Genomic DNA, 25,217 nt, shown 5'->3' on the forward strand with positions numbered 1-25,217 from the left:
ATCAAGCCTCGGCTTTGTAGTTGTAACCGATCGGGTGCGGCAGGTTGCGGGCCTTGGCCAGCTCGATCTGCTTCTGCCGGTCGATGGCACTGCGCCGGGTCTTTTCGCTCAGGGTGTCCCAGCAATGCGGGCAGCTGACCCCTGGCGAATAGTGCTCGGACGCGCGTTCCTCTGCATTGATCGGGTGGCGGCAGGCGTGGCACTGGTCGTACTCGCCTTCGCTCAGGTCATGGCGCACCGTGACGCGGTTGTCGAAGACGAAGCAGTCGCCGTCCCACAGGCTTTCTTCCTGAGGCACTTCCTCGAAGTATTTCAGGATGCCGCCCTTAAGATGATAGACCGCCTCATAGCCTTCACCGAGCATGTAGCTGGAGGCTTTTTCGCAACGGATGCCGCCGGTGCAGAACATGGCGACCTTCTTGTGCTTGCTCGGGTCGAAGTTGGCCTTGATGTACTCCGGGAACTCACGGAAGGTCTCGGTCTTGGGGTCGATGGCGCCTTTGAAGGTACCAATGGCCACTTCGTAGTCGTTGCGGGTGTCGATCAGCAGCACTTCCGGGTCGCTGATCAGGGCGTTCCAGTCCTTGGGCTCGACATAGGTGCCGACCGCCTGGTTGGGGTCTACGCCTGGCACGCCGAGGGTGACGATTTCTTTCTTGAGCTTGACCTTGGTGCGGTAGAACGGCTGTTCGTCGCAGTACGACTCTTTGTGGTCGACATCGACCAGACGCGGGTCGTTGCGCAGCCAGGCCAGCAGGCCATCGATGCCTTCGCGGGTGGCCGACACGGTGCCGTTGATGCCCTCGTGGGCCAGCAGCAGGGTGCCTTTGACGTTGTTGTCGAGCATGGCCTTGAGCAGCGGCTCACGCAGCTCGACGTAGTCTTCCAGGGTGACGAACTTGTACAGCGCCGCGACGACGATGGCTTGGGACATGAAGCAAGATCTCCAGGTGGTTGCCCTCGTAAGGGGCGGACCGGGTTACACAATAAACAAGGGGGCCGCTGCGCGCCCCATCGCCGGCAAGCCAGCTCCCACAGGTACTGCACCGCTTTCAAGAAGGGTGCTTTACCTGTGGGAGCTGGCTTGCCGGCGATGGGCTGCACAGCAGCCCCCTTTGGGATGAAGCGGATTCTACCAGAACAACAAAAAGGTTTCAGTGCCCGCCGCCCGCACACACCGGCGAGGCCGGTGCAACGCCGACCTTGGCCCACTCTTCGGCGGTGTAGGTGTGGATGGCCAGGGCGTGAATTTCGCCCATCAGCTCACCCATCGTGGCGTACACCTTCTGGTGGCGCTTGACACTGTTCAACCCGGCAAACTGCTCGCTGACGATCACTGCCTTGTAGTGGGTCTCCTGACCACGACTGTGCATGTGGCTTTCGTTGAGCACTTGCAGGTGTTCCGGCGCCAAGGCCGCCAGTTGCTGTTCAATGCGCTGCTGCATGGTCATTGCGGCGTACTCACTTCTTAGCCGGCGCGGCGGCCTTGCCAGCGTTCGGGTCCAGCTCTTTGGTCATGTCTTCCAGCAGCTTGTTTACCACCGGTACTGCGGGTTCCAGGCTCTGCTGGGTCAGCTGGGCCGACTGCTGGGTGACCTTGGGCATTTCACGCAGCACTTTCTTGCCCAGCGGCGATTCGTAGAACTTGACCAGGTCTTTCAGTTCCTGCTCGGTGAACGTCTGGGTGTACAGGTCGACCATCTTCGGCTTCAGCTTGTTCCAGCCGATGGCGTTGTCCAGTGCGGCGTTGGCCTTGGCCTGGTAGCTTTCCAGCACCGGCTGCTTGGCGGCCGGGGCCTTGGTCTGGGCGAAGCGCTGGGCGAACATCTGCTGCACTTGCATGTACACCGGGGTGCCCAGCTTGTCGGCGTTGGCCAGGGTCAGGAACTTCTCGGCAGCAGCGTTATGGCTGGCGGTGGCAGCGAGCACCTGGCCGCTGGCGCAAACCAGGGCAACGGCGGCACAAAGGACACGGAGACGGGTCATTGCATTTCCTTCAAAGAGAGGGAGGCGGGTACCTCAGAGTAGAGCATTCTGCGCCGTGGTGGCGATGTGCTCAAGTGGCACGACGAGCGACGGAACCGCTCTGTCGATTCAGGGCCTAAACTGCGAATTCGAACTACACAGGAGTGACTACAGAATGAGCCGTATCGAGACAGACAGCCTGGGCCCGGTCGAAGTTCCGGAGGACGCCTACTGGGGTGCGCAAACCCAGCGTTCGCTGATCAACTTCGCCATTGGCAAGGAACGCATGCCCCTCGCGGTGCTGCACGCCCTGGCGCTGATCAAGAAGGCCGCTGCACGCGTCAACGACCGCAATGGCGACCTGCCGGCCGACATCGCCCGGCTGATCGAACAGGCCGCCGACGAGGTGCTGGACGGCCAGCATGACGATCAGTTTCCGTTGGTCGTCTGGCAGACCGGCAGCGGCACCCAGAGCAACATGAACGTCAACGAAGTGATTGCCGGGCGCGCCAACGAACTGGCCGGCAAGGGCCGTGGCGGCAAGGCGCCGGTGCACCCCAACGACCACGTCAACCGCTCGCAAAGCTCCAACGACTGCTTCCCCACCGCCATGCACATTGCTGCAGCCCAGGCAGTGCATGAAAAACTGCTGCCGGCCATCATCGAACTGTCGTCGGGCCTGGCCGAGTTGTCGGCGCGCCACCAAAAGCTGGTGAAGACCGGCCGTACGCACATGATGGACGCCACGCCGATCACCTTCGGCCAGGAGGTTTCCGCCTTCGTCGCCCAGCTCGATTACGCCCAGCGAGCCATCCGCGCTACTCTGCCAGCGGTGTGTGAACTGGCCCAAGGCGGCACCGCCGTGGGTACCGGCCTTAACGCCCCGCATGGCTTTGCCGAGGCCATCGCTGCCGAGCTGGCGGCGGAATCCGGCCTGCCGTTCGTCACCGCGCCGAACAAGTTTGCCGCCCTCGCCGGCCACGAACCGCTGACCAGCCTGGCGGGCGCTTTGAAGACCCTGGCCGTCGCCCTGATGAAAATTGCCAATGACCTGCGCCTGCTCGGCTCCGGCCCGCGTGCCGGGCTGGCCGAAGTACGCCTGCCAGCCAACGAACCCGGCAGCTCGATCATGCCGGGCAAGGTCAACCCTACCCAGTGCGAGGCGCTGTCGATGCTGGCCTGCCAGGTACTGGGCAACGACGCGGCCATCGGCTTTGCCGCCAGCCAGGGGCACTTGCAGTTGAACGTGTTCAAGCCGGTGATCATCCATAACCTGCTGCAGTCGATCGAGTTGCTGGCGGATGGCTGTCGCAACTTCCAGGAGCACTGCGTGGCGGGCATTGAGCCGGATGCCGGGCAGATGGCTGAGCACCTGGAGCGCGGGTTGATGCTGGTGACGGCACTTAACCCGCATATTGGCTATGACAAGGCGGCGGAGATTGCCAAGAAGGCTTATAACGAGGGCAAGACCTTGCGCGAGGCAGCGCTGGAGTTGAAGTACCTGACCAATGAGCAGTTCGACCAGTGGGTAAGGCCGGAGAACATGCTGGCACCGGGTGGCAAGGGCTAAGTTCTTTATTGCCTGTACTGGCCCTATCGCCGGCAAGCCAGCTCCCACAGGTACCCCACAATATTCAGGCCTGTGGTGATCCTGTGGGAGCTGGCTTGCCGGCGATAGGGCCAGTACAGACGATCAATGAGCCTGAGCCAACCGAGCCTTGCGGGCCCGCCACCCGGCCACCAGCGACGGCCCCAGCGCCACCAGCGCCGAGCCGAACACCACTGTAACCGCCCCGACATAGCCCAGGGCATTGATGTCCTCAGCCTGAACAAATTCAGGCCACACCAAGGCCGCCACGGCCACCGCCACAAAGGTCACCAGCGGCGTCAACGCCAGCGTGGCGCTCACCCGCGATGCCTCCCAATGCGCCAGCGCTTCGGCAAACGCGCCATAGGCCACCAGCGTGTTCAGGCAGCAAGCCAGCAGCAACCAACCCTGCACCGGGGTCAGTTGCAACGCTTCCAGCGGATGCACCCAAGGCGTCAGCAGCGCGGCGCAACTGAGGTAAATCACCATCATCACCTGCTGCGAATGCCACACGGTCAGCAACTGTTTCTGGCTCAGTGCGTAGAACACCCAGATGCTGGTGGCCAGCAAGATGGTCAGCACGCCGGTGGTGTATGTGCCCAACGAGGTCAGCAGCTCTTCCAGGCGCTGGTTGAAGAACAACCCAAAACCCGCCAGCAGAATCAGCAAGCCCACGCCCTGCCCCAGGCTGAAGCGCTCACGGAACACGAACACGCTGGCCACCAGCAACAACACGGGGCCGATCTGCACCACCAGTTGCGCAGTGCCGGGGCTCAACAGGTTGAGGCCGATCAGGTACAGCACGTAGTTGCCCATCAAGCCAAGTACGGCGACCACTACCAAGCCTTTGCCCTTGGGCGCCAGTTTGCTGAACGACGGCAAGCGCCGCTGAGCTGCCAGCCAGGCGAACAGCAAGCCACCGGAAACCAGCAGGCGGTACCAGGTGACGGTGACCGGGTCGACCACTTGCAGCACCTGCTTGAGCTTGATCGGCAAAATCCCCCAGAGCAGCGCCGTCAGAAGTGCCAGGAACAGGCCATAGCCCCAGCGGCCGGAAGTGGTATGCATAAAGTCCTCGATCAAGCCCGTGGTGGGGGTGATTGAATTCTACGGGGTTGAAGGACTGAGGCGTGGGCGGATGCCGAGAAAATAATTCATCAGGTCATTCTTCCGGGGCATGGCTTGGCAGGTGAGGTGCCTGTACCGGCCTCTTCGCGGGCACGCCCGCTCCCACAGGGACTCCACAACATCCAGCTTTGTGGTAATCCTGTGGGAGCGGGCGAGCCCGCGAAGAGGCCAGAACAGACTGTTGAGAACTTCAGCTATTTCTTGTCCTTGGCAAACGCCGCCTCAAGCGCCTGGTTGATGGTCCGCAACACCTTCACCCGCGCCCAGCGCTTGTCGTTGGCCTCCACCAACGTCCACGGCGCGATCTCGCTGCTGGTGCGGTCGACCATGTCGCCTACGGCCTGGACGTAGTCGTCCCACTTGTCGCGGTTGCGCCAGTCGTCCTCGGTGATCTTGTAACGCTTGAACGGAATCTGCTCACGCTCTTCGAAGCGCTCCAGCTGGGTCTGCTGATCAATCGCCAGCCAGAACTTGACCACCACCACGCCGGCATTCACCAACTGCTCTTCAAAGTCGTTGATCTCGCTGTAGGCGCGCATCCAGTCGGCCGGGCTGCAGAAGCCCTCCACCCGCTCGACCAGCACCCGGCCATACCAGGACCGGTCGAAAATGGTGAACTTGCCGCGTGCCGGAATATGCCGCCAGAACCGCCACAGGTAAGGCTGCGCGCGTTCTTCTTCGGTGGGTGCGGCAATCGGCACGATACGGTACTGGCGCGGGTCCAGCGCCGCTGCCACCCGGCGGATGGCGCCGCCCTTGCCGGCGGCGTCGTTGCCTTCGAACACCGCCACCAACGCGTGCCTGCGCATGTGCTTGTCGCGCAGCAGGCCGGCCAGGCGGGCCTGTTCGGTGACCAGCTGTTCCTGGTAGTCGGATTTGTCCAGCCGCACGGTCATGTCCAGGGCACCGAGCAGGCTGCGCTGGTCGATGCTACGGCCCAGCGGGGCGACGTTGCCCTGATGCTTGCCCTTGGGGTTGTTGGCCAGCGCGGCTTGCAGGCTTTCCAGCAGGATGCGCCCGACCGCCAGGCTGCGGTAGTTCGGGTCGACGCCTTCGATGATGTGCCACGGCGCGTAGTCGCGGCTGGTGCGGCGCAGCACGCGTTCGCCAAAGCGCACGAAACGGTCGTAGGTTTCGGACTGCTGCCAGTCCAGCGGGCTGATCTTCCAGCTGTGCAGCGGGTCGTCCTTGAGCGATTTCAGCCGCGCCTTCATCTGCTTCTTGGACAGGTGGAACCAGAACTTGATGATCAGCGCACCTTCATCGCACAGCATCTGCTCCAGGCGCTCGGCGCCCATGATGGCCTGGTCGAGCACGGCATCCTTGAATACCCCGTGCACCCGCCCCTGCAGCATCTGGCTGTACCAGTTGCCGAAGAACACGCCCATCCGCCCCTTGGGGGGCAAGGCCCGCCAATAGCGCCAGGCCGGCGGGCGGGCCAGCTCTTCGTCGGTCTGCTGGTCGAAGGTGAGCACATCGATCATGCGCGGGTCCATCCACTCGTTGAGCAGTTTTACCGTCTCACCCTTGCCGGCACCTTCGATGCCGTTGATCAGCACGATCACCGGGAAGCGCGCCTGCTGCTTGAGTTCGTACTGGGCTTCGAGCAGGGCCTCGCGTAAAGCGGGTACCTCGGCGTCGTAAGCCTCCTTGTCGATGCTGTGGCCGATTTCGGCGGATTCGAACATGCACTGGCTCCTTCAATGGATAAGCAAGACTAGCGGATTTGTGGGCCGCCTGTGCCTGCGCAAAATCATCAGATGGCATAAAATCCCGCCCATCTGCTGCAACCGAGCCAACCATGTCCACCCTCCTCCAGCATGCCCAGATCGACTGGGACGACCAGGGCCGCCCCCACTCGCGGCAATACGACGACGTCTACTTCGCGGTCAACGAAGGCATCGAAGAAACCAAGCATGTGTTCCTCGGCCAGACCCGCCTGGCCGAGCGTTTTGCCAGCCTGGCCCCGCACGCCTGCCTGGTGATCGGCGAAACCGGCTTTGGCACTGGCATGAACTTTTTCTGCGCCTGGCAGCTGTTTGAAGAGCATGCCCACAGCAACGCGCGCCTGCACTTCGTCAGCGTCGAAAAATACCCACTCAGCCTGGCTGACATGGCCCGCGCAGTACACCTGTGGCCTGAGCTTGCCGCCTACACCGAACCGCTGCTGGAGCAGTACGTGGCGGTGCACCAGGGCTTCCAGCAGTTCACCTTCGCCGAGGGCAGGGTCACCCTCACGCTGCTGGTCGGTGATGTACTGGAACAGCTGCCGCAGCTCGATGCGCAGATCGATGTGTGGTTCCTCGATGGTTTCGCCCCGGCGAAGAACCCCGACATGTGGACCCCGGAGCTGTTTGCGCAACTGGCGCGGCTGTCGCACGCCGGCACCGTGCTGGGCACCTTCACTACCACGGGTTGGGTGCGCCGCAGCCTGGTCGAAGCCGGCTTCGCCATGAAGAAGGTGCCGGGCATCGGCAAGAAGTGGGAAGTGATGAGCGGCGCTTACGTCGGCCCCCGGCCCGGCCCCAATGCGCCTTGGTATGCGCGCCCGCCGGCCACTCCAGGGCCGCGTGAAGCGCTCGTGATCGGAGCCGGGCTCGCTGGCAGCACAACCGCGGCCAGCCTGGCCCGACGTGGCTGGCAGGTGACCATGCTGGAACGCCACGATGCGCCGGCCCGGGAAGCCTCGGGCAACCCGCAGGGGGTGCTGTACCTCAAGCTGTCTGCGCATGGCACCGCGCTGTCGCAAATGATCCTGTCCGGCTTCGGCTACACCCGTCGCCAGCTCGAGCGCTTGCAGCGTGGCCGTGAATGGGATGCCTGCGGGGTGCTGCAACTGGCCTTCGACAGCAAAGAGGCCGAACGCCAGGGCAAGCTGGCTGCCGCTTTCGAGCACACCTTGCTGCACACACTGGCGCGCACCGAGGCCGAAGCCATTGCCGGTGTGGCCCTGCCGGCCGGCGGCCTGTTCTACCCCGAAGGCGGTTGGGTGCACCCGCCGGCCCTGTGCCAGCAGCAGTTGCAGCACCCGGGGATTCAACTGGTGACACACCAGGAAGTGCTTGAGCTGCGCAAGGTGGATGGCCAGTGGCAAGCCTGGGCGGGTGAGCGCCTGCTGGCCAGTGCGCCTGTGGTGATCCTGGCCGGTGCCGCCGACGTTCGGCGTTTCGAGCCTTGTGCACAATTGCCGCTCAAGCGCATTCGCGGGCAGATTACCCGGCTGCCGGCCACCGCCAGCAGCCGCATGCTCAGCACCGTGGTATGCGCAGAGGGCTATGTAGCGCCACCCCGCGGGGATGAGCATACTTTGGGCGCAAGCTTCGACTTCCACAGCGAAGACCTGACGCCGACGGTTGCCGAACATCAGGGTAACCTGGCAATGCTGGACGAGATTTCCGTCGACCTGGCGCAGCGCTTGGGTGTGGCCGAGCTGGACGCCGAGCAGTTGCAGGGGCGTGCGGCGTTCCGCTGCACCAGCCCGGATTACCTGCCGATCGTGGGGCCGGTGGCTGATGCGCAAGGGTTTGCCGAGGCCTATGCGGTGCTGGCCCGCGATGCGCGGCAAGTGCCGGATGTGGCCTGCCCTTGGCTGAGCGGGTTGTACGTGAACAGCGGGCATGGCTCACGCGGGTTGATCACGGCGCCATTGAGTGGCGAGCTGGTGGCAGCCTGGATATGTGGCGAGCCATTACCGTTGCCTCGGGTTGTTGCAGAGGCTTGTCATCCGAACCGGTTTGCGCTGCGTAAGCTGATCCGCGGAAAGTGACCGGGTTACATATAACAGATTGTTCTAAAACTCTCACAAAGCACACAGGTCAGTTCCTGAAGGTGCCCTGATCCGGGGCACCCCCTCCCCAACGGAAAAACCGGTAAGGACCTATGTGCGGATTAGCAGGAGAGTTACGTTTCACCCCCCTCGACCAAGCCCCTCGCCCAGCCGACCTGGCTGCGGTAGAGCGCATTACCCATCACCTGGCCCCACGAGGCCCGGATGCCTGGGGCTTCCATAGCCAGGGCCCGATCGCCCTGGGCCACCGGCGCCTGAAAATCATGGACTTGTCCGACGGCTCGGCGCAGCCGATGGTCGACAACACCCTGGGCCTGTCACTGGCCTTCAACGGTGCCATCTACAACTTCCCCGAACTGCGCCAGGAGCTGCAGGACCTGGGTTATACCTTCTGGTCCGACGGCGATACCGAGGTGCTGCTGAAGGGTTACCACGCCTGGGGCGCGGCGTTGCTGCCCAAGCTTAACGGCATGTTCGCGCTGGCCATCTGGGAGCGCGATAACCAGCGCCTGTTCCTGGCCCGCGACCGCCTGGGCGTCAAACCGCTGTACCTGTCGCGCAACGGCGAGCACCTGCGCTTCGCCTCGACCCTTCCGGCCCTGCTCAAGGGTGGCGACATCGACCCGGTGCTCGACCCGGTGGCGCTCAACCATTACCTGAACTTCCACGCCGTGGTACCGGCACCGCGCACCTTGCTGGCCAATGTGCAGAAGCTGGAGCCCGGCACCTGGATGCGCATCGACCGCCATGGCGAAGTGGAACGCCAGACCTGGTGGCAGCTGAAATACGGCGCCAACCCGGACGAGCGCGAGCTGGACCTGGAAGGCTGGACCACCCGCGTGCTCGACGCCACCCGCGACGCCGTGGCCATCCGCCAGCGTGCTGCGGTAGATGTGGGCGTGCTGCTGTCCGGCGGGGTCGACTCCAGCCTGCTGGTCGGCCTGCTGCGCGAGGTGGGCGTGGACGAGCTGTCGACGTTCTCCATCGGCTTTGAAGACGCGGGCGGCGAGCGTGGCGACGAGTTCCAGTATTCCGACCTGATCGCCAAACACTACGGCACGCGCCACCACCAGCTGCGCATTGCCGAACACGAGATCATCGACCAGCTGCCGGCAGCATTCCGCGCCATGAGCGAGCCGATGGTCAGCCACGACTGCATCGCCTTCTACCTGCTGTCACGGGAAGTGGCCAAGCATTGCAAGGGCGTGCAAAGCGGCCAGGGTGCGGACGAGCTGTTCGCCGGCTACCACTGGTACCCGCAGGTGGACGGCGCCGACGACGCCTATGCCGCCTACCGCGACGCGTTCTTCGACCGCAGCCACGCCGAGTACCGCGACACCGTGCAGGCGCCCTGGCTACTGGAAACCGACGCTGCCGGTGACTTCGTACGCGAACACTTCGCCCGCCCCGGTGCCCGGGATGCAGTGGACAAGGCCCTGCGCCTGGACAGCACCGTGATGTTGGTGGACGACCCGGTCAAGCGCGTGGACAACATGACCATGGCCTGGGGCCTGGAGGCACGCACACCGTTCCTCGACTACCGCCTGGTGGAATTGTCGGCGCGCATTCCGGCGCGCTTCAAATTGCCCGACGGCGGCAAGCAGGTGCTCAAGCAGGCAGCGCGACGGGTGATCCCGCATGAGGTGATCGACCGCAAGAAGGGCTACTTCCCGGTGCCGGGCCTGAAGCACCTGGAAGGCGCCACTCTGGGTTGGGTGCGCGAGCTGCTGACCGACCCCAGCCAGGACCGTGGGCTGTTCAACCCGGCCATGCTCGACCGCCTGCTCAGCAACCCGCATGGCCAGCTGACACCACTGCGCGGCTCCAAGCTGTGGCAACTGGCGGCGCTTAACCTGTGGCTGAGCGAACAAGGAATCTGACCGATGAAAGCCCATGAAATCGCTTACGGTCAGCGCCTGTTGCGCGGGCAGGCGCCGTCCTACGAGCGCCTGCAGGCGCGCCTGGCCGGCGACGGCAGCCAGCCCCACGACCAGCCGCGTGCCGTGCATTGTGGCTGGGGCCGGCTGTTGATCGGCCACACCTACCCCAACCCGGTCAGCCTGGCGAACGACCTGCTGGACGAACGCCCCGGCGAACGCGATATCGCCCTGTACGTGGCCGCGCCACAGCAGTTGCTGGCCCAGGCGCCGCAGCAGCTGTTTCTCGACCCGTCCGACACCCTGCGCCTGTGGTTCACCGACTACCGCCCGGCGCAGCGGGTGTTCCGCGGTTTCCGCGTGCGCCGGGCGCAAAACCCCGCCGACTGGCAGGCCATCAACACCCTCTATCAAGCACGTGGCATGTTGCCGGTGGACGCCGCGCTGATCACCCCCCGGCACCTGGGCGGCCCGGTATTCTGGCTAGCCGAAGACGAAGACAGCGGCGCGGTGATCGGCAGCGTCATGGGCCTGAACCACGCCAAGGCCTTCGACGACCCGGAGCACGGCAGCAGCCTGTGGTGCCTGGCAGTGGACCCACAGTGCACCCGCCCCGGCGTGGGTGAAGTGCTGGTGCGCCACCTGATCGAGCACTTCATGAGCCGGGGCCTGGCCTACCTCGACCTGTCGGTGCTGCACGACAACCGCCAGGCCAAACGCCTGTACCAGAAACTGGGCTTTCGCAACCTGCCCACCTTCGCGGTCAAGCGCAAGAACGGCATCAATCAGCAGCTGTTTTTGGGCCCAGGCCCTGAAGCCGAGCTGAACCCCTACGCCCGCATCATCGTTGACGAGGCCCTGCGCCGGGGTATCGACGTGCAGGTAGACGACGCCGCTGGCGGCCTGTTCACCCTGAGCCTGGGCGGGCGGCGCATTCGCTGCCGCGAATCACTCAGTGACCTGACCAGCGCCGTGACCATGACCCTGTGCCAGGACAAACGCCTGACCCGGCACGCGCTGCACAACGCCGGGCTGCAGGTGCCGGCGCAGCAGCTGGCGGGCAATGCTGACGACAACCTGGCGTTTCTCGACGAGCATGGCGCAGTGGTGGTCAAGCCGGTGGATGGCGAGCAAGGCCAGGGCGTGGCGGTAAACCTGACCTGCATCGACGACATCACCCGCGCCGTGGCACACGCCCGCCAGTTCGACAGCCGGGTGCTGCTGGAGAGCTTCCATGCCGGGTTCGACCTGCGCATCGTGGTGATCGGCTACGAAGTGGTGGCCGCTGCCATCCGCCACCCGGCCCAGGTACTGGGCGACGGCAGGCATAGCATCCGCCAGTTGATCGATGCCCAGAGCCGCCGTCGCCAGGCGGCGACCGGTGGTGAAAGCCGCATTCCGCTGGACGATGAAACCGAGCGTACGTTACGGGCGGCAGGCTTTGGCTATGACGACGTATTGCCCGCCGACCAGCGCCTGGCCGTGCGGCGTACCGCCAACCTGCACACCGGCGGCACTCTGGAAGATGTGACCGAACGCCTGCACCCGGTACTGGCCGACGCTGCCGTGCGCGCTGCGCGGGCACTGGAGATACCGGTGGTGGGGCTGGACTTCATGGTGCGCGATGCCGGGCAACCGGAGTACGTGATCATCGAGGCTAACGAGCGTGCCGGGCTGGCCAACCATGAACCGCAGCCTACGGCCGAGCGCTTTATCGACTTGCTGTTCCCGCATAGCCGGCCTTTGGCGTAACCGCTGATGGCCTCTTCGCGGGTAAACCCGCTCCCACAGGTAAAGCGCTGCCCTCAGGGATTGTGAGGTCCCTGTGGGAGCGGGCTTGCCCGCGAAGAGGCCAGCACAGGAGTAAAGGAGTCCCAAACATGTCCAATCAGTATCCCGAACCCGATCTCGACTACCTCAAACGCGTGCTGCTGGAGATGCTCGCCATCCCCAGCCCCACCGGTTTCACCGACACCATCGTGCGCTACGTGGCCGAACGCCTGGACGAGCTGGGCATCCCCTTCGAGCTGACCCGGCGCGGCACCATCCGCGCCACGCTCAAGGGCCGGCAAACCTCCCCCGACCGTGCCGTATCCGCCCACCTGGACACCATCGGTGCCAGCGTGCGCCAGTTGCAGGACAACGGCCGTCTGGCCCTGGCACCAGTGGGCTGCTGGTCCAGCCGCTTCGCCGAAGGCAGCCGGGTCAGCGTATTCACCGATACTGGCGTATACCGTGGCAGCGTGCTGCCGCTGATGGCCAGCGGGCATGCCTTCAACACCGCCATCGACCAGATGCCGGTGAGCTGGGACCATGTGGAAGTGCGCCTGGATGCCTATTGCGCCACCCGTGCCGATTGCGAGGCGCTGGGCGTGAGCATTGGTGACTTCGTGGCCTTCGACCCCTTGCCCGAGTTCACTGAAAGCGGTCACATCAGCGCCCGCCACCTGGACGACAAGGCCGGGGTAGCTGCGCTGCTGGCGGCACTGAAGGCCGTGGTTGAAAGCGGTCAGCAACCACTGATCGACTGCCACCCACTGTTCACCATCACCGAAGAAACCGGCTCGGGCGCTGCCGGCGCCCTGCCCTGGGATGTCAGCGAATTTGTCGGCATCGACATTGCCCCGGTAGCGCCCGGCCAGGCCTCCAGCGAGCATGCAGTGAGCGTGGCCATGCAGGATTCGTCGGGGCCTTACGACTACCACCTTTCCCGGCACCTGCTGAAACTGGCCGGCGACCACGACCTGCCGGTGCGGCGCGACCTGTTCCGCTATTACTTCAGCGACGCCCATTCGGCGGTGACTGCGGGGCACGATATTCGTACGGCACTGGTGGCGTTCGGTTGCGATGCCACCCATGGGTATGAGCGCACGCATATCGACAGCCTGGCGGCACTCAGCCGCTTGTTGTCGGCTTACCTGCTGAGCCCACCGGTGTTCGCCAGCGATTCGCAGCCGGCCAATGCTTCGCTTGAAAGGTTCAGCCACCAGCTGGAGCATGATGCGCAAATGGAGAGCGACACACGGGTTCCGGCGGTGGACAGCCTGGTTGGCAATAAAAGCTGAGGACGTTTGGGGCTGCTGCGCAGCCCATCGCCGGCAAGCCAGCTCCCACACGGACTGCACAAAGGCCGGGCCTGTGGTGATCCTGTGGGAGCTGGCTTGCCGGCGATGGGCCGCAAAGCGGCCCCAAAATATCGAATGTTTCGCGTAGCATGCCTACACCTACTTCAGACAACGCCTACCATGCTGATCCCCTACGACCAACTGCAAGCCGAAACCCTGACCCGCCTGATCGAAGACTTCGTCACCCGTGACGGCACCGACAACGGCGACGATACCCCGCTGGAAACCCGTGTGCTGCGGGTACGCCAGGCATTGGCCAAGGGGCAGGCGTTCATCCTGTTCGACCCCGAAAGCCAGCAATGCCAGTTGCTGGCCAGGCATGATGTGCCCCGCGAACTGCTCGACTAGCAGGCCCGCGACGCGCCCCGGTACAGGCAACATCAGGCCTCGTTCTGCTTGGCTTCCTTGATGCGCTTGTACACCTCGGCCCGATGCACCGGCACCTCTCGCGGGGCCTCCACACCAAAGCGCACAATCCCTTCCCGGACATCCGCCACCATGATCCGGATGTCATCACCAATCACGATGATTTCGCCTACTTCGCGCCCTATTACCAGCATGTTCCGATCCTCCTGCCAACGGGAAAACCAGAGCCTGCCTCGTAGGCATTCGGCTACTCAATAGTTCCATCACTATTCAGAAGAGCCCTACATTGCCGGGTAACTTCTCCTACAGACCATTCATCGCGACTGGGCTTTTGCGCGCATTTTCACCGCCATTTCGGCCATCTCGTCATACAGCCGCTCAGGGGCCTGGCATTTCAGTTGCCAGGCTTGTCGACCTGCCTCGTGCGGCAGGATAAGGAACTCGCCAGCGGCGACCTGTTGATGGATGTAGTCGGCAATGTCCGCCGCGCTGATCGGCGAACCTTCCAGCAGCTTGCCAACCTGCGCTTTCATCGCCGGGTTCGGCCCACGGAACGAGTCCAGCAGGTTGGTCTGGAAGAACGATGGGCACACCACATGCACCGCCACCTCCAGCTGGCGCAGCTCCACCAGCAGGCTTTCCGACAGGGCCAACACACCGGCCTTGGCCACGTTGTAGTTGCTCATGCCCGGCCCCTGCATCAGCGCGGCCATGGAGGCGACGTTGATGATGCGGCCCTTGCTGCGCTCCAGCAGCGGCAAAAAGGCCTTGCAGCCCTTGACCACGCCCATCAGGTTGACCGCGATCTGCCAGTCCCAATCTTCCAGCGACAGTTCGGCGAAAAACCCGCCCGAGGCAACACCGGCATTGTTGACGATCACGTCGATGCCGCCGAACTGCTCGGTGCAGGCCTGGGCCAGGGCTGTCAGCTGGCTATAGTCACGCACGTCACAGCGCTGAACGAAACCATCGCCGCCCGCTTCGCGGACCAGCGCAAGTGTTTCGCGCAGGCCGGCCTCATTGACATCGGCCAGCGCCAGGCGCCAGCCCTCACACGCCCAGCGCAGGGCGATCTCGCGGCCGAGGCCGGACCCGGCGCCGGTGATCATGATGCGGTTTTGCATGGTGGCAGGCCTTGTTCCAAGTGGTTGTGCAGCGAGTCTAATCAAGACCAGGCGGACAGGCAGGGTTCATCAGGGTAGTGAATGGGTGGGCATGACTGCATGGTCAGTTCCGCCCGCCTGGCTGCACACAAATGGAATCTTTCCCGCGCGGCGCCGGTCCTTACTTACAAGAGGCCAGCAGTCAGAGGCCCTTGACCCTCAACCATGCAAGGATTCCGTCATGACCACGATTCTCATCATCATCCTGATCCTTCTGCTGATTGGTGGCTTACCGGTCTTCCCACACTCGCGCAGCTGGGGCTATGGCCCTTCGGGCATCGTGGGCGTGGTGCTGGTGATTCTGCTGGTGCTCCTGTTACTCGGCATGATTTGACCGCAGGGCGTGTGAGGCCAGTTGGCGATTGAGGTACAGCATCGCTTGGCGAAGTGCCTCCACGTCCCTTTTCAGGTTGACGGGTGCGAGCGTGTTGTCGGTACATCGGCGTTCCAGACGCTCGCACTGGTAAACCACCTCCCTGGCGCGGGCGATGCGCGCAGCCCCTTTGATGCGATGGGCGAGCACGCCCAAGGCTTCAACGTTCTCGTGTAACTTGCTCAGCTGCTGAAGGTCTTGAACGTTGCTGGTGCGCAACGCTTCCAGTAACGCGTGCAGTGCTGCCTTGTCGTAACCCACAAGGCGCTGCACATGTTCAATGTCGAGCACGGCAGGGCTGATCGGGGCCAACGTTTGCACCAGGCGCTTCAGGCTCAGCGGCTTCAACAGGCAGTCATCCATCCCGGCTGCCCGGCAACGCGCCCGAACCGCGGGCGTAAACGTAGCCGTCATGCCGATAACCCGGCACTGTGGCCGACCACTGCGCCGCTCGTGCTCCCGGATGGCGCGCGCCAGGGCATACCCGTCAAGCCGGGGCATGCTGCAGTCAGTGATCACCCCATCAAAATGACCACCAAGCCACAGGCGTAGCGCCTGCGCGCCGTCTTCGGCCAGTTGAACCTGATGCCCGAGGTGATCGAGCTGTTGTGACAGCAACAAGCGGTTGATCAACGCATCATCTACCACCAGTACACGCAACGACATGGATCAACGCCAACGACATGGCTTCAGGATCACGCAAAAGCACGTTCAGATCAGTTGATTACGGCGTGCGAAATCCGCCAGGTCAATGACCGAAGTGAGCCTGAGCTTTTCCAGCAGGCGGGTTTTGTAGGTGCTGATGGTCTTGTTGCTCAACAGCATCGCTTCACCGATAGCCTTGTTGCCATGACCACGGGCCAGGTACAGCAGCACCGTCAATTCACGGTCGGTGAGGCTGGCGATGCACTGGGCCTCGCTGGCGCGCAGGTCCTGCCTGCACACGGAGCTCATGGCCACTTCGGGGTAATAAGTGAAGCCCGACAGCACGGCAGCGACGGCCTTGCCCAGTTCGTCCAGGTCATCGGTCTTGGCCACATAACCTGCGGCACCGGCCTGCAGGCAACGCAGCGAATAAGCCTCGGCCAGTTGCGAGGTCAGCACCACGACCTTGCACGAAAGGCCGCAGGCCTTGATGCGGGCAATCACTTCCAGCCCGTCCAGGCCTGGCATCGCGATGTCGAGAATCACCAGGTCCGGCACCAGCTCGCGTACCAGGCGCACGGCGTCTATGCCGTTGTCTGCCTGGCCGACCACCTGCACACGCTGCTGGCGCAGCAGCATGCAGACGGTAGCGCGGATGAAGGGGTGGTCGTCGACCACCAGGGCTGTGTGCATGGGCGTCCTCGTCAAACGGTACGGCTAGGTCATAGTTCAGCATCGAAGACGACTGTGACCTGGCCCGTATAGGTGCTACCTGGGTGCGCCAGCATCAGCGGCACTTGGTCCTTGGGTACAACGAAATGCAACTGGCCTGGGCGGTTGAGGGTAGGCCCGGCCGACTCGAACGCTAGCGCCTGGGCCCGCCCGGTGGGCAGTGGCACCCGCTCCGCCGCCTGGCCTTGGTATTGAATACCGCCAGGCAGACTTAATGCGACCTGCACTGGCACCTCATCGCCATTGCCGTTCCTGATGCCACACCTGATATCAACCTCGTACTGGCATTTCTTGTAGGCTTTGAAAGGCCCGGTAGACCAGAGCCTGAACGGCATGTCTCGGTAGATGCGCTGAGGGGCACGACCACCGCCAAGCCATGCCAGCCACCCACCCGCTGGCTCCAGAACGGCACGGTCCGACCCAGGCGGGAAGCTGAACAGGAACAGGTGCTGGACATCGAGCACGAAGTCCAGGGTCAGGGTGCTCCCATTGAGTTGCGAGACATGATTGCCAAAATCGAAATCACCGCCAGGGCCTATGGTGTAGGTGACGCTACCCCGGTACATGCCTGGCGCCATCCGGTAGGGGGGCGGCATCGAGAGCCTGTAGACGATGCCCATCTCATCGGTATTTACCACCTGATGGTAGCTGGCGTCGCCGTCGTTGATGATGGAGTGACAAGGTGCTGGCGCAATAGGCGTATTGACGTTCCACAGATATCGTACAGTGCCAGAGCCTTGGGAATGCGCAGCCTCAATCGTACATCCCCCCCGCGGAGATGTATAAACAGGATTGAGTGAGGGTGCTGGTCCGCCCACTGCCTGGCTGACACCGCTGATCTCCAACTGGACGCGATGTGGCTCCCCCGTCTGCTCGTGGTAAATGTCCACTTCACGGCGAGAAGGCAGCTGTACGAAGTACTCGTCGCGCGTGTTCTGCGTACCACCGAATACCTCCTTGACGAACGTGATGGGTAAATCAACCACGCCAAACTCCGGGCATTGCTTTGGCCAGCGTTGGCAAAACAGCGCGGGAGGGGTGGTGTTCTCGAAGTGGCCCGAAGCCCCACCACGATATTGCGCCGAAATGGTGACTTGCAACGCCTGAGCCATGGGTAGCGCAAGCATCAGCGCAGCACCAAGAGCCAAGCGTTGCCAAGTGCCTGATATGCTCATCCTTCCGCCACCCATTGCTCACGCTGGTCACCCTGCAACATCTCGAACTGATGCACCTTGTCCTTCTGACCCTCGAACTGGCGACTACGCCCCGGTAGCAAGTGATGCTTGGTGGCCGGCTCGCACGCCTCCTGCGGCGCACGGCACTGGCGGAAGTGGTCAAGCACCACGGTGGCATTGCCCTCGTTGGCCACGGTCAACAACCCGCCCTCCCGCCGGACCGGCGTCTGGTAGTGCGCCTGCGCAGGCCTGACGAACAGTAGCGAGCCAAAGCCGGCCAGCAAGTTCACCCCCGCCCTGAGGCTGTCGCGGTACTGTTGCGCCTGCTGCTCATCCACGGCAAACCCGTCACCCAACTCCGGCAACACGGGCATGAAGCGCAGGCGGAAGTAGCGTTCCTCGGCCCGCGAGCCGCGATACAGCAGGCGCACCGCCTGCATGCCCTTGGCCGGAACGATCAACCGGGCAGGGCTGGCGACCAGGCCGCGTTGCTCCAGCGGCAGGCCTTCGGTGTCGATCTCCCGCGCTACACCAGCTTCGTCATACACCAGCTCGACGACACTGACCTTGACGAACGCCGTGCTGTCGCCGCCATTGCGCACCTTCTTGAGCAAGGTACTTTTATTGCCATCAAGGTAGTCATACAAACCGCCGATATTGAGCTCGGGGGCGGCGGCCGCAGCCAGCGGCAGGGACAACAGTACGATGGCCAGTAACTGGGGCACTCTCATTGCAAAGCTCCCTGGGTCCATTGGGTTAGGGTATTGCTCAACGCGGCTGGAGGCCACGATAAAAGCAGTAGGAAATTTCTGAAAAAGCGTGCACAAACACGCCTGCAAGCGTTCACGGTGCTTGCTCCCCCGTCATGCCCAGCGACGTCACATACTCGGGCAGGCAACGCTGATCGCCAGCCAGCAGCACGTCGCCCTCGCGAGGCAGTGCGGCCAGGTCCAGGCGCAGCAGACACAACGACTGGCCACCCTGGCGTATGTCCAGGGTGGGCGTGGCGTGGCTCATTTCCACGGCGAAAAAACCATCGGCCTCGCTGACACTGCGGCTGGCGTGGTTGACCACCTGGGCGCCGCGCAAAGGCTGGCCCTGGCCATCAAGCAAACGCCCCAGCACGGTCACCGTGCGCAATACCCGCAACTGGCGGTATTCGATGCCCCCGCGGTTGAGGTGATAGTCCATGCTCGACGGCTGGATCACCGCCGCCGTGGCGTCGCTACCGTCGAAATCGAACTGCACGTGCCCGGCCTTGTAAGGCGTTACCGGGATGATGTTGCGCCCTGGGTGCAGGTGGGCGCCCAGCGCATCGTCGGCACGCAACTTCAGGCCGTCGATGTCGCTGTCCACATCAACGATCAGTGCCGCCTGGTGAGGCAGGTACTGGCCACTGACGGCGGCTTTGCCGGCACCGATGGCGACCAGGCTCTCCAGGTTAAGGCCACCGCTGAATTCACCGTTGTACGAAGAACGCTGCACGTAAGCATCGCCATGCAGCACTTGGCTCTCGAACTGCGTATCGCCGCCCAGCCCGGCGCCATAGCGATCGGCACTGAGGGTGGCGCCAATGCTGCGCAGAGGCCCAAGCTCGACGTCCTGCTGATAGCCAAGCGATGCATTGAGATCGCGGCCACCATCGCGTGAGGTGCGGCTGCCAACACTGGCCGAAACACGCCGCCCACTGCCACCCAGGCTCATGCTCAAGCTCAGGTTGACGCCACGGCTGCGTGCATCGCCGGTGGCGCTGTTGCCGGGACGGTCGAACAGCGACAGGCGCCAGTTGGCGTCGGAGCCGAGCAGATGGCCGAAGTAGGACCAGCCTAGGTCGACACCGGTACCGGCGTCACCGCCACTGCTGTGGGACACGCGCACACTGGCGGTGTTGCGCGGGTCCAGCCGGTGGTTAAGTGACAAGGACGATTGCGTCTGGCGCGTCTGAAACGGCTGTGTGGGCTGACCGTCGCGTCGGTCCCACTCGGGCCGGGCCAGCCAGCTGCGGCTGTGGCTGGCAACCAGCGAACCACTCGCATAGGCGTGGATCAGTTGCAGGTCGTAGCCGTTGCCATGGCCTTGGGCCTGGAACAGGTTGCCATACACTTTGAAGCGGTCGCGCACGTCCCAGTCCAGCGACGTTCCGTACTGCATGGCATCGTCGATACGCTGGGCAGACAACCCTAGGACTGCGCGTGGGTGCAGCAGGTAATTGGCCAACACACCGGCGGCCAGGGTGTCGTCTTTGTCATGCTGCCAGTTGCTGAACTGGCTGGTCTGCTGGCCGAGGTACAGGTTATAGCGCCAAGGGGCATCGGTGCTGCGCCAGTTGCCTGGCTTGTAGATGAACGCCTGGCTGCGCGAGCTTTCCTGGCCATCTTCAACCAGGCGCACCTCGACTTCGTAAATGCCGCCCGGCAGCACCTTGGTATCGAGTGTCTGCAAACCGGGCTGCACGGGCTGGCTGTTGATCAGCACACCGTTGCGATAGATTTCGGCGATTGCCGGGCGGTTGGGGGTGACATAGATCGGTGTGGCGCTGGGCGCGGCGCTGTCGATCAGCAAGCTGTCGCTGCTGCCGAACATCACCCCCACGGTAGTGTCGGGGCTGGCTCCCATCAGCCTGGGCTGACGGGTCAGCCCTTGGGCGCCTGGGGTGAAATACCCCAGGCGGTAAAAATGGTCCTCTACCAGGCGCTCACCATACAGCTGGTCGACCCGGTAGCGGGTTTCCTGGCGGTTGTCACTGCCACGGTCGAGTTGGCCTTCGGCCAAGGCGGTCCATTGCCCGACACTGCCCTGCCCTTGCAAGGCATAGCGGCCACTGGTTGCCTGGCCGTCATGCAGCAGGTTGAGCTGGTTGCGCAGCAGCAGGCCATGGCTGCCCTGTTCGGGCAGGCGGTGATAACGCTGCGCGGCGTCGGAAACTTCGGCCTGATCGGTCAGCAAGGACAGCTGCGAGTTGACCAGGCTGTAATGCACGGCACGCAAGCCGTCGGGGCAGTCCGCCCGGCAATCGCCCAGGTCTCGGGGATTGTCCAGCCGCTCCCGCCAACGGCGGCGCAGGCTTTCAGGCTCTCGGCTTTCGAGGGTGTCGGTGAATTCCAGTAGCTGCACACGCTGGTCGCGGCTCAGGACCACCATGGCATCCCCGAGGTAGCGGCCATCGAGGTCCACCCGCACAGCCAGCGGCACATCGAAGAAATGCGCCTCGAATTCCTTTGGCAACCCTTCGGCCGCACCCAAGGTAGCGCTTACTGCGGGCGCTGTTACAGACAACAACGCGAGGACGGCGAACAGCGTCAGCCGACAGCGCGAGGTGGCGAGAGAAGAATGATCGGTCATGAGCAACGCTTGCAGGCAAGACCTGCCCGCCCTTCGCCGTCAGCGAAGGCCGGTGCAGGAAACGTGGGTGAACGCTAAGGGCAGCCTTAGGGCGCAGCGGTTTCGAAGATCATGCTTACCAAGCCTTGGTAGTTGCCTGGCTCATACCCGGTGGACGGTGCCGCCTGGGCCGCAACACTGAAGCCGATGGTAGCGCCTGGGGCTGCTTGCGCAGCGCTGACGACCTCAGCCGGCGTTGTCTGCAGGACGGTGTCGCCCACCGTCACGTCCAGGCCGATGTTGTGGGTGCCGCTGGCAATCACTGCAGGCGATACCAGATAGGCACTGATCGGGCCGACGGTGCTCTTGACCTGCAGCTCCTTGCGGATTGGGTCGAGCTTTTGCTGATAGGAGTTCCAGGCCATTTCTTGCGGGTCGTTCATCCAGTTGCCGCCGACTGGCTCGACGAAGAAGGCATCGGTCGGCACCTGCGCGACGATCTGCACTTGCTTCTCGATAGGGTCAACGGCAAAGGCGGCACCGGCAAACAGCAGGGTCAGGGGCAGGGCAAGCAGCGAACGTTTCACGGGGGACTATCTCCTTGACAAAGTAATGCCTACCGGACCTTTCCGGTGAGCAAGGAGATTGTTCAACTTTACAGCTCGCCGCTAACTAGGACCGTTCCGAACGGGCCTCGGAAATTTCCCAGCGGCTTGAATGACGATCAGCCAGAAACAACAACGCCCCGACTGGCGGGGCGTTGTGCATCAGCGTTCAAACGTTAGTGAGACACCGCCCCACTGGCACCCAGGCCCGTTTGCGAACGCACGAACTGCGGGTAGAACAGCGCACGCTCGTCGTCAGCCGCCTTGGACTTGTCGGTGACCGAGAAGAACCAGATGCTGACGAAGGCAATGGCCATCGAGAACAGCGCCGGGTACTCGTACGGGTAGATCGGTTTCTCGTGGCCGAGGATCTGCACCCAGATGGTCGGGCCGAGGATCATCAGCGTCACCGCACTTACCAGCCCCAGCCAGCCACCAATCATCGCGCCGCGGGTGGTCAGCTTTTTCCAGTACATCGAAAGCAGCAGTACCGGGAAGTTGCAGCTGGCCGCGATGGAGAACGCCAGGCCGACCATGAAGGCGATGTTCTGCTTCTCGAACAGGATACCCAGGCCGATCGCCAGCACACCCAGGGCGACGGTGGTGATCTTCGATACGCGGATCTCGTCCTTGTCGTTGGCCTTGCCCTTGCGCCATACGCTGGCGTACAGGTCGTGGGACACCGCCGAGGCACCGGCCAGGGTCAGGCCGGCAACCACCGCCAGAATGGTGGCGAAGGCGACCGCCGAGATGAAGCCCAGGAACACGCTGCCACCCACCGCATTGGCCAGGTGCACCGCTGCCATGTTGTTGCCCCCCAGCAAGGCGCCAGCGGCGTCCTTGAAGTCCGGGTTGGTGCTGACCAGCAGGATGGCGCCAAAGCCGATGATGAAGGTGAGGATGTAGAAGTAGCCGATGAAGCCGGTGGCGTACAGCACGCTCTTGCGCGCTTCCTTGGCGTCACTGACGGTGAAGAAGCGCATCAGGATGTGCGGCAGGCCTGCGGTACCGAACATCAGCGCCAGGCCCAGCGAGAACGCCGAGATCGGGTCTTTGACCAGGCCACCCGGGCTCATGATCGCTTCGCCCTTGGCGTGTACCTTGATGGCTTCGGAGAACAGGGTGTTGAAGTCGAAGCCCACGTGCTTCATCACCATCAGCGCCATGAAGCTGGCACCGGACAGCAGCAGCACGGCCTTGATGATCTGTACCCAGGTGGTGGCCAGCATGCCGCCGAACAGCACGTACAGGCACATCAGGATACCCACCAGGATCACCGCAACGTGGTAGTCCAGGCCGAACAGCAGCTCGATCAGCTTGCCGGCACCGACCATCTGGGCGATCAGGTAGAACGCCACCACCACCAGCGAACCGGACGCCGACAGGGTGCGGATTTCCTTCTGCCCGAGGCGGTACGAGGCCACGTCGGCGAAGGTGTATTTGCCCAGGTTGCGCAGGCGTTCGGCAATCAGGAAGAGGATGATCGGCCAGCCGACCAGGAAGCCGATGGAGTAGATCAGGCCATCGTAGCCAGAGGTGAACACCAGCGCGGAAATACCCAGGAACGAGGCGGCCGACATGTAGTCGCCGGCAATTGCCAGGCCGTTCTGGAAGCCAGTGATCTTGCCGCCGGCAGCGTAGTAGTCCGACGCCGACTTGTTGCGCTTGGAAGCCCAGTAGGTGATGCCGAGGGTGAAGGCGACGAAGGCCACGAACATGGCGATGGCGGAAACGTTCAGCGGTTGTTTCTGCACCTCGCCGGTCAGGGCATCGGCAGCCCACACGGCGGGTGCGAAGGCTCCGCAGGCCAGTACGGCCAGGGTTTTGGCGTGGCGAATCATTGTTGCGCCTCCTTCAGGATGGCCTTGTTCAGCTCATCGAATTCGCCGTTGGCGCGGCGCACGTAGATGGCGGTCAGGACAAATGCCGAAACGATCAGGCCGACGCCCAGGGGAATGCCCCAGGTAATCGACGACTCAGGGCTGAGCTTGGCGCCCAGTACTTGAGGACCGTAGGCGATCAGGAGGATGAAGGCGCAGTACAGGCCGAGCATGATCGCCGAGAGAATCCAGGCGAACCGTTCGCGTTTGGTGACCAGCTCCTTGAAACGGGGGCTGTTTTGTATCGAGAGGTAAATGCTGTCGTTCATTGTTTTTGTCCTAGCAGCACAGGTAGGGGATGAAACCCACGCCCTTACTTTATGCGGCTGTTGGACGGCAACCAGACGACCTTAGTCTTAGATGCAACGGTGTTTTACCGATTGCGTAACAAAGTGAAGACCCTTTCGCGGGCTCGCCCGCTCCCACAGGGACATCACTAGGCCTGAGGGCAGTGATATTCCTGTGGGAACGGGCAAGCCTGCGAAGAGCTAAAACTGGCCCTTGATAGTAATTACTTGCCAGTCCACTCCTTCACGCGATCAGGGTGCTTGGCCACCCAGTCCTTGGCCGCTGCTTCAGGCTTGGCGCCTTCCTGGATCGCCAGCATCACCTCGCCAATCTCGTCTTTGGACTGCCAGTTGAACTTCTTCAGGAACTCCGCCACTTCCGGCGCCTTGGTCGCCAGTTCCTTGCTGCCGATACTGTTCACGGTTTCCGCCGCGCCATATACGCCTTTCGGGTCTTCGAGGAACTTCAGCTTCCACTTGGCGAACATCCAGTGCGGTACCCAGCCAGTGACCGCAATCGACTGCTGCTTGGCATAGGCACGGCCCAGCTCCGCGGTCATGGCTGCACCGGAGCTTGCCTGCAGCTTGTAGCCTGTCAGGTCGTAGTCCTTGATGGCCTGGTCGGTCTTGAGCATTACGCCGGAGCCGGCGTCGATGCCGACAATCTTCTGCTTGAAGCTGCTGTCGGTCTTGAGGTCGGCAATGCTCACCGCCTTGACGTACTCGGGCACGATCAGGCCGATCTTGGCGTCCTTGAAGTTGGCGCCGTAGTCGACCACGTTGTCCTTGTTCTTGGCCCAGTACTCGCCATGGGTGACGGGCAACCAGGCCGACAACATGGCATCGAGCTTGCCGGTTGCCACGCCCTGCCACATGATCCCGGTGGCCACGGCCTGCAACTTGACGTCGTAGCCGAGCTTCTGCTTGATCACCTCTGCAGCCACGTTGGTGGTGGCCACACTGTCGGCCCAACCATCCACGTAACCGATGCTTACTTCTTTGGCCATTGCCTGTGCAGCGCTCATGGCCATTACCAGGGCGGTGCCCACACCCAGTAAACGTCGCATTCTTTTTATCGCAGCCATCAAAGCATCCCCTCGTCAGGTCTAGGAGATTCCATCATCTGCCTGCAACACCGGGCGACCTGATCCAGCTGCGACCTGTAGCCGCCCCATATGCGACAGCACTGTGCCATTAGCG

General features: G+C 63.1%; 23 protein-coding genes. 7 read left to right on the forward strand and 16 right to left on the reverse strand.

Annotated features, from left to right (window positions below):
- Position 1 precedes the first annotated feature (1 nt).
- The 3 genes from N436_RS14435 to N436_RS14445 all read right to left on the reverse strand — a co-directional run bounded on the left by N436_RS14435 (position 2) and on the right by N436_RS14445 (position 1,986).
- Positions 2 to 934: a rhodanese-related sulfurtransferase gene (locus N436_RS14435; RefSeq protein ID WP_105945975.1), complete on the reverse strand. Its 933-nt coding sequence runs from the start codon at positions 932 to 934 to the stop codon at positions 2 to 4.
- Positions 935 to 1,154: 220 nt separating this feature from the next.
- On the reverse strand, positions 1,155 to 1,451 hold the full coding sequence (locus N436_RS14440) for a BolA family transcriptional regulator (protein ID WP_016715010.1): 297 nt from the start codon (positions 1,449 to 1,451) through the stop codon (positions 1,155 to 1,157).
- A gap of 10 nt (positions 1,452 to 1,461) precedes the next feature.
- Complete coding sequence (locus N436_RS14445) at positions 1,462 to 1,986, reverse strand: DUF2059 domain-containing protein (RefSeq protein WP_003252642.1); 525 nt, start codon at positions 1,984 to 1,986, stop codon at positions 1,462 to 1,464.
- A 154-nt stretch (positions 1,987 to 2,140) separates the two neighbouring features.
- Here N436_RS14445 and N436_RS14450 point away from each other — a divergent pair, with 154 nt between their 5' ends.
- Positions 2,141 to 3,535, forward strand: coding sequence for a class II fumarate hydratase (locus N436_RS14450; RefSeq protein ID WP_110741401.1), 1,395 nt, complete (start codon positions 2,141 to 2,143; stop codon positions 3,533 to 3,535).
- A 123-nt stretch (positions 3,536 to 3,658) separates the two neighbouring features.
- Here the strand turns inward: N436_RS14450 and N436_RS14455 are convergent, their stop codons facing one another.
- Positions 3,659 to 4,621 carry a DMT family transporter gene (locus tag N436_RS14455; protein ID WP_110741402.1) on the reverse strand — a complete coding sequence of 321 codons (963 nt, stop codon included), beginning with the start codon at positions 4,619 to 4,621 and terminating at the stop codon, positions 3,659 to 3,661.
- Between the two features lie 254 nt (positions 4,622 to 4,875).
- On the reverse strand, positions 4,876 to 6,369 hold the full coding sequence (gene pap, locus N436_RS14460; protein ID WP_060497562.1) for a polyphosphate:AMP phosphotransferase: 1,494 nt from the start codon (positions 6,367 to 6,369) through the stop codon (positions 4,876 to 4,878).
- 113 nt (positions 6,370 to 6,482) lie between these two features.
- Here pap and mnmC point away from each other — a divergent pair, with 113 nt between their 5' ends.
- The 5 genes from mnmC to N436_RS14485 all read left to right on the forward strand — a co-directional run bounded on the left by mnmC (position 6,483) and on the right by N436_RS14485 (position 13,818).
- Complete coding sequence (mnmC, locus tag N436_RS14465; protein WP_110741403.1) at positions 6,483 to 8,447, forward strand: bifunctional tRNA (5-methylaminomethyl-2-thiouridine)(34)-methyltransferase MnmD/FAD-dependent 5-carboxymethylaminomethyl-2-thiouridine(34) oxidoreductase MnmC; 1,965 nt, start codon at positions 6,483 to 6,485, stop codon at positions 8,445 to 8,447.
- Between the two features lie 113 nt (positions 8,448 to 8,560).
- A complete protein-coding gene (locus tag N436_RS14470; protein ID WP_110741404.1) occupies positions 8,561 to 10,348 on the forward strand; it encodes an N-acetylglutaminylglutamine amidotransferase in 1,788 nt (595 codons plus the stop codon).
- Between the two features lie 3 nt (positions 10,349 to 10,351).
- Positions 10,352 to 12,097 carry an N-acetylglutaminylglutamine synthetase gene (gene ngg, locus N436_RS14475; RefSeq protein WP_110741405.1) on the forward strand — a complete coding sequence of 582 codons (1,746 nt, stop codon included), beginning with the start codon at positions 10,352 to 10,354 and terminating at the stop codon, positions 12,095 to 12,097.
- A 128-nt stretch (positions 12,098 to 12,225) separates the two neighbouring features.
- The gene (locus N436_RS14480; RefSeq protein WP_105945968.1) at positions 12,226 to 13,410 is read left to right on the forward strand and encodes an osmoprotectant NAGGN system M42 family peptidase; all 1,185 of its coding nucleotides are present in this window, start codon (positions 12,226 to 12,228) and stop codon (positions 13,408 to 13,410) included.
- A gap of 180 nt (positions 13,411 to 13,590) precedes the next feature.
- On the forward strand, positions 13,591 to 13,818 hold the full coding sequence (locus tag N436_RS14485) for a YheU family protein (protein ID WP_051099660.1): 228 nt from the start codon (positions 13,591 to 13,593) through the stop codon (positions 13,816 to 13,818).
- A 32-nt stretch (positions 13,819 to 13,850) separates the two neighbouring features.
- Here the strand turns inward: N436_RS14485 and csrA are convergent, their stop codons facing one another.
- Together csrA and N436_RS14495 are read right to left on the reverse strand one after the other, a co-directional pair.
- On the reverse strand, positions 13,851 to 14,030 hold the full coding sequence (csrA, locus tag N436_RS14490) for a carbon storage regulator CsrA (protein ID WP_060497567.1): 180 nt from the start codon (positions 14,028 to 14,030) through the stop codon (positions 13,851 to 13,853).
- Between the two features lie 120 nt (positions 14,031 to 14,150).
- Positions 14,151 to 14,960 carry an SDR family oxidoreductase gene (locus N436_RS14495; protein ID WP_105945967.1) on the reverse strand — a complete coding sequence of 270 codons (810 nt, stop codon included), beginning with the start codon at positions 14,958 to 14,960 and terminating at the stop codon, positions 14,151 to 14,153.
- A gap of 220 nt (positions 14,961 to 15,180) precedes the next feature.
- Between N436_RS14495 and N436_RS14500 the strand changes: the two genes are divergently transcribed.
- Complete coding sequence (locus N436_RS14500; RefSeq protein ID WP_012271016.1) at positions 15,181 to 15,333, forward strand: DUF3309 family protein; 153 nt, start codon at positions 15,181 to 15,183, stop codon at positions 15,331 to 15,333.
- Here the strand turns inward: N436_RS14500 and N436_RS14505 are convergent.
- The 9 genes from N436_RS14505 to N436_RS14545 form a co-directional block, all read right to left on the reverse strand.
- On the reverse strand, positions 15,316 to 16,038 hold the full coding sequence (locus N436_RS14505; RefSeq protein WP_105945966.1) for a response regulator: 723 nt from the start codon (positions 16,036 to 16,038) through the stop codon (positions 15,316 to 15,318). The two genes, N436_RS14500 and N436_RS14505, sit on opposite strands and share 18 nt — an antisense overlap.
- A 45-nt stretch (positions 16,039 to 16,083) precedes the next feature.
- Positions 16,084 to 16,710 carry a response regulator transcription factor gene (locus N436_RS14510; RefSeq protein WP_105945965.1) on the reverse strand — a complete coding sequence of 209 codons (627 nt, stop codon included), beginning with the start codon at positions 16,708 to 16,710 and terminating at the stop codon, positions 16,084 to 16,086.
- Positions 16,711 to 16,739: 29 nt separating this feature from the next.
- Positions 16,740 to 17,924 (reverse strand): hypothetical protein, encoded by a 1,185-nt coding sequence (locus tag N436_RS28590; RefSeq protein ID WP_256589624.1) that lies wholly within the window; start codon positions 17,922 to 17,924, stop codon positions 16,740 to 16,742.
- A complete protein-coding gene (locus N436_RS14520) occupies positions 17,921 to 18,655 on the reverse strand; it encodes a pilus assembly protein (protein WP_105945964.1) in 735 nt (244 codons plus the stop codon). Before N436_RS14520 ends, N436_RS28590 begins: the two co-directional genes overlap by 4 nt.
- A gap of 112 nt (positions 18,656 to 18,767) precedes the next feature.
- Positions 18,768 to 21,266 carry a CS1-pili formation C-terminal domain-containing protein gene (locus tag N436_RS14525; protein ID WP_110741406.1) on the reverse strand — a complete coding sequence of 833 codons (2,499 nt, stop codon included), beginning with the start codon at positions 21,264 to 21,266 and terminating at the stop codon, positions 18,768 to 18,770.
- Between the two features lie 86 nt (positions 21,267 to 21,352).
- On the reverse strand, positions 21,353 to 21,832 hold the full coding sequence (locus tag N436_RS14530; RefSeq protein ID WP_110741407.1) for a CS1 type fimbrial major subunit: 480 nt from the start codon (positions 21,830 to 21,832) through the stop codon (positions 21,353 to 21,355).
- 194 nt (positions 21,833 to 22,026) lie between these two features.
- On the reverse strand, positions 22,027 to 23,691 hold the full coding sequence (locus tag N436_RS14535) for a cation acetate symporter (RefSeq protein WP_105945961.1): 1,665 nt from the start codon (positions 23,689 to 23,691) through the stop codon (positions 22,027 to 22,029).
- Positions 23,688 to 23,999, reverse strand: a complete 312-nt coding sequence (locus N436_RS14540) for a DUF485 domain-containing protein (RefSeq protein WP_016715535.1) — start codon at positions 23,997 to 23,999, stop codon at positions 23,688 to 23,690. The genes N436_RS14535 and N436_RS14540 overlap by 4 nt, the downstream gene beginning before the upstream one ends.
- 242 nt (positions 24,000 to 24,241) lie before the next feature.
- Positions 24,242 to 25,102: a glycine betaine ABC transporter substrate-binding protein gene (locus tag N436_RS14545; protein WP_110741408.1), complete on the reverse strand. Its 861-nt coding sequence runs from the start codon at positions 25,100 to 25,102 to the stop codon at positions 24,242 to 24,244.
- Positions 25,103 to 25,217: the final 115 nt, after the last annotated feature.

This window comes from Pseudomonas sp. RV120224-01b (assembly GCF_003208145.1).
Taxonomy (GTDB): Bacteria; Pseudomonadota; Gammaproteobacteria; order Pseudomonadales; family Pseudomonadaceae; genus Aquipseudomonas; species Aquipseudomonas monteilii.